Genomic DNA, 14,567 nt, shown 5'->3' with positions numbered 1-14,567 from the left:
AAGACAGACATTGCCTTTTGCTCCGGCCTTTATTTCATTAGACGGCAGGGATTTGACTTGGGATAAAAACAGTGTTTTCAGTGGTTGGGATTTCGAAACCTCGTCGGCGCCATACCGGTTATTTTTTTGAAACAGGCGCTAAAGTAATACTGGTTGGAAAAACCGGTTTTTTCACTGATTTCCCGTATGGAGAGTTCGGTGTTCATTAACAGCTCCTTCGCCGCCATAATTCGGGTGCTTCCGATCAAATCCACAATATTACTGCCGGTGGTTTCCTTAAATGCGGCGCTTAAGTGTGTCGGGCTGACATTTACGCTGGCAGCTATTTCATTCAGTCCAAGATCAGGATTGGCATAATTTAACTGAATATAGTTTTCTACCAGAGAGGCAAGCCGTTTTTGGTAACCGGATACAGAGGTGTCAAGCAGGCTTCCAGCCATGGCACAAAGCCTGAAGAACCATTGAAAGACCTCCTGTCCGGTAGAAAAACGCTTTAGATTACCCCAGTATTTCATTAAATCTTCGTCGAGAGAGGCAAGATCCACTCCCATTTTATAGAGAAAATTCAGCACTTTACCAGCCATATCGGAGATAATAAAGAACAGACTGTCTCTGGATATGTGCAGCTTTAAGTACTCTTCATAGAGAGAGTCCAGATACTGCTCCAAACGGGGAACATCATTTTTGCAGATCAGGTTTATAATATATTTGCATTTTGATTCCAGATTCAGATCAGGAGTGGAATTTTCAGGGGGCAGATCCTGATAGCGGAGTATTGTCTCCTCTGGAAAAAAGAAACGGTATTCCAGCGCCAGTTTTGCGTTTTCGTAAGATTCCCGGATATCCCAGAAGGAGGCAACCGTATTACCAATGCCGACTGCCAGCTTGAACAGTGAAGCGCATTCCAGGATGGGGGAGAGCCGTTCCTCGGCAGCCGTCAGAAGCTGTACGGCCGATGCTCCGCCTTTTCCTATAACCAGAACCAGAGAGTTTCCTTTGTGCAGGAGGTATGCGAGAGGAAAATCTGCAAATTGCAGACCGATGTCATTTTCAAGAGACAGCAGATCCATATGGTAGCGCTGAAGGCCTAACGCATTTTTTAACTGGTTGGCATTTGTATTTTTAATCACGATACATAAATGAAAATGGGATTCAATTGTAAGCGACAGAAAAATGGGATAGTCTCCGTAATTATACTTTGCCTCCGCCGGCGCATGGTGCAGCACATCGTAGAAGAATTTTTCAACCATAGCTGGTTTACTGGCTTCCAGCTGACGCTTTGTCTGAAGATCCAGATCGATTTGAGCCGCTGCTTTTGCTATGATACTGCTCAAATAAGCCAGATCGATGGGTTTTTCTATAAAATCGTAGGCCCCCAGTCGTATTGCTTCCTGGACATACTGAAAATCTTCATAGGCACTGATTAAGATTATCTTTATGGCCGGGTTCTGTTTCAACACTTCTTTAGCCATTTCCAGGCCTGACAGACCAGGCATTCGAATATCGGAAATAATGATGTCCACCGTCTCCGATGCGACGACTTCCTCTATCTGCAGTGCATCATAAAAAACGTGAGTCACAACGACATCAAGCTTATGCCAGTCGATATTCTCTTTTAGAGATTCCGTTACCAGTTTATTATCGTCTATAATCAAAGCGTATTTAGACACAGAATTCCTCCTTATAAAATCTGTTTTAAATGAATGGTGAATGAGGTGCCGCAGCCAGGATGGCTTTCCAGCTGAATCGTATCACAGCCGGGGGCGAAATAGGGCGTGAGACGTACGTTTACGTTGCTGATTCCATAATTTTTGTCGTAGTCAGCCTGATGTTTTTGGAGCGTTTGCCGGATGTCCGCCAAACGTTCTTTATCCATTCCGATTCCATTGTCAGAAATCCGGATCAGTATGGTATCCTCCTCATATTGAATCGAAATTACAATATGGAGAGAACTGCTGGAATCAGGAATCGCATGAATGATGGCGTTTTCCATAAAAGGCTGAAATATGAATTTGCAGATTAAAAAATGTTCAATGCCGTCTTCCGTCTCAAAGCTCCATGTGATTCGATTGGGTTTGGATACACAGATCAGCTTTAAATACAACTCCGTTACCAAAAGCTCTTCGCGGATCGGTATTAAATGGTCAGGATCATGTAAAAGGTGCCGGTAAAACTGAGACAGATTGGTAATCGTCTGACTGGCCAATTCCACTTTTCCGAGTGACTGACAGGAAACGATGGTGTTTAAGGTATTAAAAAGAAAATGAGGATTAATCTGGGACTGTAATAGCTGATACTTCAGCTTTTCTGTCTGCAGCGACATCTCCAGTATCTGTTTAAAGTATTCATCGTGTTCCAGTACCATGGTCTCGTAAGTGCCGGCCAGTTGATCAAGCTCATCCCTGTCACAGGCTAGGCGGGTGGTCATGGGGCGAAGAAGCTTTAGTATATCACGGTTTTCACTGGCTTTTATGGATTCCATCACCTGGGAAAGTGTATGGAATCGGCGTGTAAATGTTTTCGATGCAGCAATTGATAAGCAGACGGTGCAGATTATTATCGAGCATATCGCCAACAGAAGAAAGGTAAGGATAAAATTACCATTTTGCCGGACATAGGAGAGCGGGATCTGTGTGATAAGCATCATGGAAGGATTGTCCAGGGGCTGTGCAACGAGAAGGGTGTCCCCTACGATAAAGGAATCTTTTGTTTCGTCCCACAGATTTACTTGGTCTGCGGCCAGCAGGCTTCCTGTTTTCTTTTCATCACTGTGCATCAGGATCCGGTTGTCCTGATCGATGACGTAGCTTCTGCTGTCTGAGGTATCGATAGGGGAACTCAGTAATTCCGAGAATTCCGACAGCCGTAAATGGCAGGCAAAGGCATAATTTAAAGATCCTGTGTAAATATTACGGTATGCGTTCCAACAGGTCATGACACTTTTTGGGGTGGCTGAAAAGGCCGCAGGAAACTGTAAGTCTTTATTGGTGCGCCAAAAGGAGCGGGAACCGGCGTCAAAAAGCTCCTGTTCCGTCATGTTATAATCAGACAGCCGGTTTAAAGGAAAAAAGTTGATTCCATTGCCGGTGGGATTGATGAAGCAGTCCTCCGGAAGAAAGACGGTTATCTGCAGAAGCTTAAACGTGCTCTTTATGGAGCCGATGCTGTTCCTGCTCTGCGAATAGGCGGACAGGTATTCAGACAGAGGATAGAGCGGAGTCTTCTGCAGATGATACAGATAGAAGGATATCGAGTTAGAGAGGCTTTCTACCTGAGACAGCCGATTGTTAATATTGATGGCGATCTGTCGGTTGGCAGCGCGGAGGGAATCAATGGTCCTGTTTTTTGACATGGAATAAGCCATATAGTAAGAGATCGAACTGGTTAAGAGCAGCGGAACGAGGCTGCATACCAAAGTAAGGCATACGAGTTTCTTATATACGGTGTTTAATTTTAAGTGGAACGAACTCAGAAATCTTTTTATGTTTTTTTTCATGGGAATCGGGAACCATCCTTACTGTTATGAACTGTGAATAAAAACGTGATTTCATTATATCCAGCCCTATAATATAAGTCAATAATCACAACAATATTGGAGAAAACAGGTAAAAAATCTTAAAATCAGCATAAAAAAACATATTTCCACAGTCATATTTTTTGTCTATAATGTGCTTGTCTGACAAAACAAAAACAAACAAGGAGGTACAGACTATGAAAAAGAGAGTCTTGAGCATTCTGCTGTGTGCAAGTATGACAGCCGGTTCTCTTGCAGGGTGTGCAGGGAAAACAAATGAAATAGGGGAAACCACAGGAAAGGAAGAACACGTTACCGAAGCTTCAACTGCAAAAGGGGAGACGTCTGGGGCGCAAATCACACTTTTCTGCGACGATGCGGCCACACAGGAGAACTTTCAGGATTATGTGGATGCGGCGGAGCGTTCCACGGGTCTGAAGATTGAAGTGCTTGCCATGCCGACTAATACAGACGATCGGACGGCTAAGGTTATGACGATTCTTTCTTCCGGTGATGATACAGTCGATATCCTTTCCGTGGATCAGGAGATGATTCTCTCATTATCCGGAACCAATTATCTGGAACCGCTTAATGATGTGCTCACTCCGGAGATTAAGGCAGTATATCCGGAATCATTCATTGAGATGAGTGATGGAAAAGGTGTTCCCATGTTCATGGAAATATTCTGTTTCTGGCTGAATTCCAAATACGTAAAGGAAGCCGGAATGGAATCCGTAAAGACGAGCGAAGAGTTTACGAAATTTTTAAAGGCGGTATCGAAGGATGGCGTGTATGGTTACGGGGGCGGCTGGGAACAGACCTATGTATGGAACGATATCGGTGAGTTTGTAAACCTGTTCGGCGGTGATATGTACGACTGGTCCAATGAAAACACGCAGGCAGCCGTAAAATTTATGAAAGAGATGGTTGATCAGGGGTATACACCTCTTTCACAGCTGGCGGATCAGTATACGGAATTGAATCAGCGTATTATGGACGGTTCATCCGCATCGATGCTGAATTACTCCAGCTTTATGCCAACGTATGATGCAGCCGGCAGATACGGAGAGGATGACATTTACATTGCCCCCATGCTGAATCTTGGGCAGGAGAAGACCTATGCCAATGGCTGGCAGTATGTGCTGAACGCTGCATCACCGAATAAGGAAGCGGCAAAGGTTTTCTTAAGCTGGGCTGCAAGCCTGGAGGGACAGGAGGCGTATGGCCGGACGTTTTCCAGACTTCCTGCAAGGACCGATGTCGTGGATGACCCGGATTTTACGGTACCGGGAATGGAGCAGCTAAAATCGTATCTGAAAACTACAACACTGGTTCCTCGTCCGCTTCCGGTCAACTCGATGGAATATATCAACGATGTGGGTGCGCTGTTCCAAAAATATGTAAGTGATGAACTCAGCTTTGACGATTATATTGCAGGAATGCAGAAATGTATAAAAACGTATTTTCCAGATAAGGCAAAATAGTTCTGAGGAGGTAATGAATTGAAGGCAGAAAAAATAAAGAGTCCGGTAAAACGGACTCTTGGTGTAATAGGGGTACTTTCCAATTACACGAAAAGATATGGCTGGCTTCCATGGCTGATGATTCTTCCAGTGATCATAATCCGGTGTCTTACGACCCTTTATCCGGTCCTTATGACATTTATTAACAGTTTTCGTGATTTACATATTATTGGAGGAGGAACTGGAGCGTTTGCCGGCCTGAAAAATTATGCAAAGCTGCTGTCAGATGAAAAAATTGCCTCTTCCATGCAGTTTACTATTCTGTTTACCATTATTTCCATGACATTTCATATCGTGCTCGGCGTGATTCTTGCCATGATGCTGAATATGAAATTCAAAGGAAAAAAGTTTCTGAGAACGATTGTGCTGATTCCCTGGGCTATGCCGATGATCGTAGCGGGGCGCGCCGCCAGATGGGGATTCAATGGAACGTACGGATTCGTGAATGACTTGATTGGACGGCTGGTTTCGGGATTTCATTATGACTGGCTGATCCACGTGGATGCGGCAAGGCTTGCAGTGATTATCGTTGACTTATGGAAAGATATCCCTTTCTTCGCGATCCTCGTGCTGGCCTCCCTGCAATTCGTCTCTGCAGACATCTATGAAGCGGCCAAAATAGACGGGGCCGGAGCAGTCAAAAGTTTTTTCTATATCACGATTCCGAGTATTCTGAAAACAGTGATGACCATATCCATATTTTTTACAATGTGGCGTATTACAAGCTTCGAACTGGTTTATGCCATGACTTCAGGCGGACCGTATGATGGAACCTCTGTACTGTCTTATCGGATTTTGATTGAAGCGTTTAATAATCTGAATCTGGGATATGCATCGGCAATCGCTGTGGTACTGTTTCTTATCATGCTGGTATTGACCGGAATCAATCTGTTTGCAATCAAGAAAATATCGGATTAGGGGGATAGAAATGGGACAACATTTGAAAAAGAAAGTTTTTAAAGTATTTCAATGGAGTTTGACGGTATTGACAGCGGCGATTATACTGATACCGCTTTACTGGATTTTTATTTCTTCCGTCAAACCGTCAATGGAGCTTTTTACCAATCCCATCCAATGGATTCCCCGTCATGTCACGTTAAAGAGCTACCAGACACTAATCCATACCGTGGGTATCTTCCCTCAAATCAAGAACACTCTGATCATAACGGGGGTAACCCTGATTCTGTCAACGGCCATCTGTATACTCGCTTCGTATGCCTTTGAGCGTTATCCTTCCAAGGGACTGTCCATGGCTTACGGACTGATCGTGTTTTCAGCTCTGATCCCTGGGATCGTGACGGCAAGACCGCTTTATGACTATCTGAGGAGTTTAAAACTGGTAGATACGTATCCGGGGCTGATTCTGCTCTATACCAGCTCCCTGATTCCGTTTACCATATTGATCCTTCGAAATTATTTGGGAAGCATTCCCATTGATATCGAGGAAGCGGCTGAGATCGACGGGGCAAATCATATGCAGAAGCTTATGTTTGTGACTCTGCCGCTTATGAGGCCGGCTGTGGCAACTGTATGTATTATAAATTTTATCAGCTGTCTGAATGAGTTTTTTATCCCTCTGTTTTTCTCACAGAAGATCAAAGTACTGACTATCGGTATCTCAACCCTGCCAAGGGCCAATGCTTATGATGTGCCATGGGATTTATTAAGTGCCATGGGAGGTGTGATTCTGGCGCCCATCATTATCTTTGTTATGATCTTCGAAGAAAATATTATGGATGGAATTATGGCAGGCGGCGTAAAGGCCTGAGCACGGCGGAAAGCAATTTTCATACACACTCGGAGCGGAATGAAAGAAAGGGAAATGAAACGATGTATAAGATTGATATGAGTCCTGCGAGACAGGAAGAAGACCGGAAAGAATTTGCAGGGGACATGCGGGAATCGGCCAAAAACCCGCTGGTTCCCGGGGCAAGAATCATCAGAGGAGGAGCGGCCGTCTCTGTTTATGACAACGAGACTGCCTGCAGAGAATGGAATTATCCTCTGAGCGAAGTGAATGACCTGGGTATCTTTTCCTACATGGAAAAAGAGGGAGTGACGGATAACTGTCGGCCATGGGCGGTCCGGATGCATCCGGATGTTACGGTTTATTACTATATACTGGAAGGCCGCGGAACCCTGATTCTGGGAAATGCCATGGGTGCGGCGGAGGAGCGTTTTGAATTCGGTGAGCTTGAACTCGTCATTGTTCCGCGTGAAGTGTCTTACCGCATGGAAGGAGAATGGAAAGCCATCTGTTTTCATGCCAGGACAAGCGTTTATGGAAGTATGGCCGGTACCGTGCGTTTTCCGCATCCGGTCGTAACGCTTGACCGGCCGGAGAGGCCGGAAGAGGGGGAGACGGCACATTTAAAGACACCAGGTACATATACGTGTTACAACCAGACAAAGACGATGGAAAGATCCTTAGGAAGAATCCTGGAAGCAGAGGAAATCCATAGGGACCAGACGGAGCCGGAGGCAGTAAACCGGCTGTACCGGGAAATTACCCCGGTGGATCCGCAGACTTCTGTGATGAATAACCGCAAAGAAGCGGAAAAAAATGCATCTGTCCTGGGGGCCAGGGTATTAAAACGAGTGGATGCTCCCCCGGTCTACAATGCCAATGCAGGGCTTAAACAGTCCAGCTATCCCCTCACATGGACCGATGATATTGCCATCTGCAATCTCGCTGAAAAATCAGCGGATTCTGACAGGGACAGGCCGTTTGACTCCCATTCCCATCCGGACATCGAAGAGTACAAGTTTATTCTGGCGGGTTCCGGCAGTGTCACGATCGGTGAAGGGGATGAAACCTGTGAGAGGGAATACTATGAGTTTAAAGCGGGGGATTTAGTGATCTTGCCAAGGGGGCTTGCTCATGCAGATGCCGGAGGCTACACCGCGCTCTACTTTCATGCGAAACAGAGCGTCTTTGGAAAAACACCGGGAGACAGTCTGTATCCCCATATTGCATACGTCTATACAAGACCGCCGCGCCCCACAAAGGAAGAGGAAGAGGCGCTTAATGACCCGGGAACATTTATCAAGATGAATTCAAGAGAGACTTATAATGTATACTGTCCGAATCCGATTGTAAGAGTAGAGAAAAATCCTACGGATATGACTCATTTAAGGCCGGATTTATTTCCGCAGGCAGCGAGTCCCGCGGACATGCAGGAGTGTCCAGCCGGCGACTGCCGCGAGAGCCAGAAACAACACCATGAGCGAATGGGGCTTTGGCTCTCAGAAGAAGGGGAGGAAAAAAGATGAAGCTGGGATTTGTCAGTGCGATATTAGCAGATTATACGTTTGAGGAGGTTATTGATTTTGCTTCTGAACATGGGTTCTCCTGCGTAGAACTGGCATGCTGGCCGAAAGGGAATGTCTCCAGACGGTATGCTGGGGTAACGCATATTGACGTGGATAAGCTGGAGGAGCAGAATATTAACGCAGTCAGAGAGTACTGCAGGGAGAAAAAGGTAAGACTCTCTTCTCTGGCTTATTATCCCAATCCGCTGGCGGAGAACAGGGAAGAAGCAAAGATCGCCGTCGCCCATCTGGAAAAGGTGATCGAGGCTTCGGCCAGGCTGGGCATTTTAATGGTTACGACCTTTATTGGACGAAATCCTTCCAAGTCCCTGTCTGAAAATTTAGCCCTGTTCGAAGAGGTATGGCGTCCGATCATCCGGCTGGCCGAAGACTGCGGCGTAAAAATCGGAATAGAAAACTGCCCCATGTTATTTACAGAGGATGAATGGCCGGGCGGACAGAATCTGGCGGTATCACCGGCAGTCTGGAGGGAAATGTTCCGGCGGATTGACAGTCCCTGCTTCGGCTTAAATTATGACCCGTCCCATCTGGTGTGGCAGCAGATGGATTATTTAAAACCAATATACGAGTTTCGGGATAAACTGTTTCATGTACATATCAAGGATATAAAAATATGGAAAGACCGCCTGGATGACAACGGCATACTGGCGGCGCCTCTTTCCTATATGACACCGAAACTTCCGGGACTCGGAGATGTGGAATGGGGACGTTTCCTGTCGGCTCTGACGGATATCCGCTACGACGGAAGTCTCTGTCTTGAAATTGAAGACAAGTCGTTTGAGGGATCAAAGGAATCCATCGAAGAAGCGATTCTGTTAAGTAAACGGTATATTAGTCAATTTGTATACGGAGGAAGGGAAGAATGGAGCAGATAAAGGTTGGAATTATAGGAGCCGGATTTATCGGAAAACAGCATATCGAGGCAGTGCGGAGAATTCCGGGCCTTACGGTCCTGGCACTCTGTGATACAAATGAAAAAGCGGGCAGAGAAATCGCACAGAATCTGGGCATCCCTGAGTTTTACAGCGATTACCGTGAAATGATGAAGAACCCGGAGCTTGTATCCATACACAACTGCACACCAACCAATATGCATTTCGAGATTAACAGGGCAGCTCTGGAAGCTGGTAAACACATATACTGCGAAAAACCGCTGACAATGACGGTGGAAGAAGCGACGGAACTGATCAGACTGGCAAAGGAAAAGCACGTGTGTACAGGCGTCAATTTTAATTATCGTAACAATGTGATGGTTCACGAGATGAAGGACCGTGTCGGCAGACAGGCCATTGGGAAGGCTTTCATGGTATATGGGGAGTATTTACAGGATTGGCTGCTGTTCGATACGGATTATGACTGGCGGATGAATCCGGAAACCGGAGGAGAGAGCCGCGCAGTAGCCGATATTGGTTCCCATTGCTTTGATACCGCTCAATATGTGCTGGGCAGGCGGATTAAATCCGTATATGCAAATCTGATTCATCTGTATCCGGTCAGGAAAAAAACGGAAGAAGCTGCCGGTACTTTTGAAAAACCGGGACGGAACGGAAGACAGTATACGGAAATAGCCGTGCCTTCTGAAGACGCAGCCTTCGTCATGGCAGAGTTTGAAGACGGAATCCAGGGCCTTTTTTTAATCTCACAGGTATCAGCCGGAAAGAAAAACGGATTGGCCCTTACGGTCAATGGAACAGTAGCTTCTCTCACCTGGCAGCAGGAGCGGGCGGATCATCTGTTCATAGGGGAACGTGAAAACGGAAATGAGGATCTCTATGCGTCAGTTCAGAATGTCGGGAGCTATGCGGCACCGTGGATTGCTCTTCCGGCTGGCCACTCTGTTGGCTGGGCCGATGCATTCTGCAATGGCATCACATCGTTTTACGGGCATATAAAGAAGCCGGAGCAGCCGTTTGTGCACGCCGGTTTTGAAGAGGGGCGCCAGATCATGAGAGTGGTTGACGCGTGCATTCGAAGCAATGCAGAAAACCGCTGGGTAACAATAGAATCATAGGACATTGGAACAAAAACCAGGCTGGAATTACGGAAATCAGAATGGCATTTTCTCTTTGACTGTGGTATGATAGAGAAAATTATAGGAAGGAGTAAAATTATGCCATTTATTAATTCCAAGGTAAGTGTGCCGCTTACGGACAGCGAGAAGGAAACGCTGAAAGGTAAGCTGGGACAGGCAATATCCCTGATTCCGGGTAAATCAGAAAGCTGGCTGATGGTTGGCTTTGAGGACAATTATTCTCTTTATTTCAAGGGGCAGAATCATACGAAACTGGCCTATGTGGAGGTGAAGATTTTCGGCGGAACGACGGATGAAGCTTACGATAAGCTTACGGCCAGACTGTGTCAGATCTATGAGGAGGTGCTGGGGATTCCTCAGGATAAGATTTATATCAAATACGAGGAAGTGGAACACTGGGGCTGGAACGGCGCTAATTTCTAGGAGGAAAAACCTATGGAATTGTGGGATGTTTACGACGAGAACAGGAAAATGACCGGTAAGACACATGAGCGGGGCGTGCCGCTGGGACCTGGGGAGTACCATATTATAGCCGATGTCTGGACCGTGAACCAGAGATCGGAGATACTGCTCACCAGAAGGCACCCGGATAAGCCGTACGGCCTTTTGTGGGAGTGTACCGGAGGATCTGTGCTGACGGGTGAGAACAGCGTGGAAGGGGCGCTCCGTGAGCTCTCAGAGGAGGTTGGAATCCACGCATCAAAGGACGAGCTTCATCTGATCCATTCCATCTGTTTAAAGGAGCGTTTCGTGGATACGTATATTACCCGCCAGAATGTGAATCTGGAGGATTTAAAGCTTCAGGCGGAGGAAGTAGTAGATGCGAAATTTGTCGTGTTTGATGAGCTGATGGAGATGTGGCGTCAGGGAATTGTGGTTCCGAAATCCAGATTTCTGCTCTATAAAGATAAAATAGAGAGTTTCATCCGGCCGTCATGACTTCATGACGACCGAATGCGTATATTCATTTTTCAAGCGAGTATGATATTTTCCGGAAACGACGGCCTGGTAGAGGTGAGAACAGAACAGATCCTTCTGAAACATCTCCCACGCCGTTCCTTCCAGAAGATCGCCGGCGTCGGCCGTTTTCGTGATGAGAGGGATGGTCCCTCTTTTTTTGATGTCTGAAAGGACCGCGGAAGCACCGCGGTTAAAGCCGAGGACACGGGCGTAAGGCGCGTAATCTGCGGCGCGGCCGGCCATAATCTCCTGATCCGTGATGCCAAGCAGAAGATGAAGCAGGGCGCGGCTGATTCTGGTATAGGTGTACTGCCGGGTCTTCAGCGCGCCTATCCGGTCTTCAAAAGAAGAGAAGGAGAGAAGCTCCTTTCTGATTCTGGCCGCCAGATCGTCCGAGACATCGAGATACTGCTCAAAGGGATCCGATGCCGCCGTCATACGCAGCAGCGCCGTATTAAGCAGCGTCGAGAAATCATTTAAAAAGACTGGATAAGCCTGTTCCAGGAAGCGTCCGGCAAATGAAGGCATACCCTGGAGAACGGATGCGGGAAGTCCCTCGCCGCCGTTTGATGCGTTTGCTTCCAGCTCTTTTCGAATTGCGGAGGCGGAGCAGAAGACATCGGAAAATCCGGTGTCGTGATATCCGCTTCCCTGACGCAGAACCGTGATGGGCCGGATCGGGCTTTTTCGTCTTATGAGAGCCTTTGCATATTCGATTCCCAAGATGTTGTTGGGAGAATCCAGGAGCTCTTTATCGAAGTCGCCGGTTAAAGAGAGTGCGTGCGCCCGCGCCTGGGGCCAGGAGAAGCCTTTTTTAAGCTGTTCCTTCAGTGCCGCCGTATAAAGGTCCGGTTCTGAGGCTAAAATAGAAGCAGCACGGGAAATTTCTTCCATATTGCCGCATTCGCTTCCAAAACAGACGGAACCGACAACGCCCAGGCGGTCCAGGAGCGCGATCCCGCAGGCCGCGAAATCTTCCGCACTGCTGGCGGCGAAGATGGACGGCATCTCCAGTACCAGATCGGCGCCGGCTTCCAGGGCCATGGCTGTTCTTGTGTATTTGTCGAAAATCGCCGGGGCGCCCCTCTGAACAAAGTCACCGCTCATGACGGCGACACAGTATTTAGCGCCGGCCAGTTCTTTGGCTTTTTGTATGTGCCAGGCATGTCCCTTGTGGAGCGGATTGTATTCCGCTATAATGCCGACGATGTAAGCATTTTCATTTTTCGTCATAAATTACGTCCTTTTTTTGCTGTTTTCCACTCTATTATGCAATTGTTTCATAAAAAATGCAAATTATTTCGAGACAGCACTTGAAAATTTTAATCAAAGCACATAGAATAGAAGCAGAATTGTAATATTCATTCATATTATTAAAAAGAACAGGAGAGAATATAGGTATGAAATTCTTGGTAGAAACTTCAGCGCGTCATGTACATTTAACTCAGGAACATCTTGAGATTTTATTTGGTAAGGGATATGAACTCACAAGAAAGAAAGATTTATCCCAGCCAGGACAGTATGCATGCGAAGAGAGAGTTACCATTGTAGGTTCCAAAAAAGAATTAGCCGGCGTATCCATCTTAGGACCGGTTAGAAAGGCAACGCAGGTAGAGCTTTCTTTAACGGATGCCCGTGCGATTGGCGTAGCTGCACCGATCAGGGAATCCGGAGACATCGCTGGAAGCGGAGCATGTAAGATCGTCGGACCATGCGGAGAGATTGAGATCGCAGAGGGCGTAATTGCTGCAAAGCGTCATATTCATGCAACCAACGCAGATGCCGAGGCACTGGGCGTTAAGAACGGCGACATTGTATCCGTTAAGGTTGATACAGACGGCAGAAGCCTTGTATTCGGCGACGTAGTAGTTCGTGTAAGTGACAGCTATGCGCTGGCTATGCATATTGACACGGATGAATCCAATGCCGCTGCCTGTGGCAGAGAACAGTACGGCGAAATCGTAAAATAATAAAAGGAGAAATACTGTAAAATGAAGATTTTAGTTATCAACTGTGGAAGTTCTTCCTTAAAATATCAGTTAATCGATATGGAGAACGAAGAGGTTTTAGCAAAAGGATTGTGTGAAAGAATCGGTATCGAAGGCTCCAATTTATCCCACAAGGCAGCAGGCAAGGAAGAGCTGGAAGTTAAAAAAGAGATGCCGAATCACACGGTAGCGATCAAGATGGTCATGGACGCTCTGGTAGATCCGGAATACGGCGTGATCAAGGATACCAGCGAAATCTCTGCAGTCGGACACCGCGTACTGCACGCAGGGACTGTCTACAGCGACTCCATCGTTGTTAATGAGGATGTAAAGAAAGTAATCCGCGACTGCTTCGATTTAGGACCTCTTCACAATCCTGCAAACTTAATGGGAATTGAAGCGTGTGAGGAAGCGATGCCGGGAACACCGAACGTAGCCGTATTCGATACTGCATTTGGTATGAAGATGCCGGAGAAGGCAAGCTTATATGCGATTCCTTACGAATATTATGAGAAGTACAGCATTCGCCGTTATGGCTTCCACGGGACAAGCCACAGCTACGTATCCAAAGAAGCGATCAAGTACTGTGAATTAGACCCTGAGACAGCAAAAGTTATTGTCTGCCATTTAGGAAACGGCGCCAGCGTATCTGCCTCCATCGGCGGCAAGTGCGTTGATACCAGCATGGGATTAACTCCGTTAGAGGGCCTGATCATGGGTACCAGAAGCGGTGATATCGATCCGGCTGTTGTTCAGTTTATCTGCAACAAAGAGGGCAAGGATGTCAATGAAGTCCTCAATATCCTGAATAAGAAATCCGGTATTCTCGGAATGTCCGGCGGCGTATCCAGCGATTTCAGAGATGTTCAGAAGGCACAGAACGAAGGAAACCATAAGGCAGACGTTGCGATCCAGGCATTCATCTACCGTGTTGCTAAATACATCGGCGCATATGTAGCTGCGATGAACGGCGTTGACGCCATCGTATTTACCGCTGGTGTCGGTGAAAACGATAAGCCGATCAGAGGCGCTGTGTGCGAATATTTAGGATATCTCGGCATCGAGATCGATCCTGAGATCAACAAGGCAAGAGGCAAGAGAGTGACCATCTCCACTCCGGAATCCAAGGTAAAAGTATGTGTGATCCCGACTAACGAGGAGCTGTCCATCGCCAGAGAAACATTAGCCCTTGTGAAATAACTGGTTGTTTAATATTG

Annotated in this window: 13 protein-coding genes; 10 read left to right on the top strand and 3 right to left on the bottom strand. The window is 46.8% G+C overall.

What is annotated here, in order from left to right; genetic code table 11:
- Positions 1-77 precede the first annotated feature (77 nt).
- Together ACLTD4_RS10735 and ACLTD4_RS10730 are read right to left on the bottom strand one after the other, a co-directional pair.
- Positions 78-1,670: a response regulator gene (locus tag ACLTD4_RS10735; RefSeq protein WP_412331305.1), complete on the bottom strand. Its 1,593-nt coding sequence runs from the start codon at positions 1,668-1,670 to the stop codon at positions 78-80.
- 11 nt (positions 1,671-1,681) lie between these two features.
- Positions 1,682-3,496, bottom strand: a complete 1,815-nt coding sequence (locus ACLTD4_RS10730; RefSeq protein WP_117623515.1) for a sensor histidine kinase — start codon at positions 3,494-3,496, stop codon at positions 1,682-1,684.
- Between the two features lie 215 nt (positions 3,497-3,711).
- Here ACLTD4_RS10730 and ACLTD4_RS10725 point away from each other — a divergent pair, with 215 nt between their 5' ends.
- The 8 genes from ACLTD4_RS10725 to ACLTD4_RS10690 all read left to right on the top strand — a co-directional run bounded on the left by ACLTD4_RS10725 (position 3,712) and on the right by ACLTD4_RS10690 (position 11,341).
- On the top strand, positions 3,712-4,998 hold the full coding sequence (locus ACLTD4_RS10725; RefSeq protein WP_181988687.1) for an ABC transporter substrate-binding protein: 1,287 nt from the start codon (positions 3,712-3,714) through the stop codon (positions 4,996-4,998).
- An 18-nt stretch (positions 4,999-5,016) separates the two neighbouring features.
- Positions 5,017-5,955, top strand: coding sequence for a carbohydrate ABC transporter permease (locus ACLTD4_RS10720; protein ID WP_333490871.1), 939 nt, complete (start codon positions 5,017-5,019; stop codon positions 5,953-5,955).
- A gap of 10 nt (positions 5,956-5,965) precedes the next feature.
- Positions 5,966-6,805: a carbohydrate ABC transporter permease gene (locus ACLTD4_RS10715; protein WP_117623513.1), complete on the top strand. Its 840-nt coding sequence runs from the start codon at positions 5,966-5,968 to the stop codon at positions 6,803-6,805.
- A gap of 62 nt (positions 6,806-6,867) precedes the next feature.
- Positions 6,868-8,310 (top strand): cupin domain-containing protein, encoded by a 1,443-nt coding sequence (locus tag ACLTD4_RS10710; protein ID WP_181988688.1) that lies wholly within the window; start codon positions 6,868-6,870, stop codon positions 8,308-8,310.
- Positions 8,307-9,245, top strand: coding sequence for a sugar phosphate isomerase/epimerase family protein (locus tag ACLTD4_RS10705; protein ID WP_117623511.1), 939 nt, complete (start codon positions 8,307-8,309; stop codon positions 9,243-9,245). Before ACLTD4_RS10710 ends, ACLTD4_RS10705 begins: the two co-directional genes overlap by 4 nt.
- Positions 9,233-10,381 carry a Gfo/Idh/MocA family protein gene (locus ACLTD4_RS10700; RefSeq protein ID WP_055652647.1) on the top strand — a complete coding sequence of 383 codons (1,149 nt, stop codon included), beginning with the start codon at positions 9,233-9,235 and terminating at the stop codon, positions 10,379-10,381. The genes ACLTD4_RS10705 and ACLTD4_RS10700 overlap by 13 nt, the downstream gene beginning before the upstream one ends.
- A gap of 99 nt (positions 10,382-10,480) precedes the next feature.
- On the top strand, positions 10,481-10,825 hold the full coding sequence (locus ACLTD4_RS10695; RefSeq protein ID WP_055652648.1) for a phenylpyruvate tautomerase MIF-related protein: 345 nt from the start codon (positions 10,481-10,483) through the stop codon (positions 10,823-10,825).
- 12 nt (positions 10,826-10,837) lie between these two features.
- Positions 10,838-11,341, top strand: coding sequence for an NUDIX hydrolase (locus ACLTD4_RS10690; RefSeq protein ID WP_055652649.1), 504 nt, complete (start codon positions 10,838-10,840; stop codon positions 11,339-11,341).
- On the opposite strand, the gene ACLTD4_RS10685 is transcribed toward ACLTD4_RS10690, so the two are convergent.
- A complete protein-coding gene (locus ACLTD4_RS10685) occupies positions 11,336-12,595 on the bottom strand; it encodes a nucleotidyltransferase (RefSeq protein WP_117623510.1) in 1,260 nt (419 codons plus the stop codon). The genes ACLTD4_RS10690 and ACLTD4_RS10685 overlap by 6 nt on opposite strands.
- Before the next feature lie 167 nt (positions 12,596-12,762).
- On the opposite strand from ACLTD4_RS10685, the gene pduL reads away from it, so the two are divergent.
- Both pduL and ACLTD4_RS10675 read left to right on the top strand, forming a co-directional pair.
- Complete coding sequence (gene pduL / locus ACLTD4_RS10680) at positions 12,763-13,332, top strand: phosphate propanoyltransferase (protein ID WP_055652651.1); 570 nt, start codon at positions 12,763-12,765, stop codon at positions 13,330-13,332.
- Positions 13,333-13,353: 21 nt separating this feature from the next.
- Complete coding sequence (locus ACLTD4_RS10675; protein WP_025531792.1) at positions 13,354-14,550, top strand: acetate/propionate family kinase; 1,197 nt, start codon at positions 13,354-13,356, stop codon at positions 14,548-14,550.
- The last annotated feature ends 17 nt before the right edge of the window (positions 14,551-14,567 follow it).

The sequence above is a fragment of the Hungatella sp. genome (genome assembly GCF_046966825.1).
This window is presented reverse-complemented; position numbering and strand designations above follow the sequence as displayed.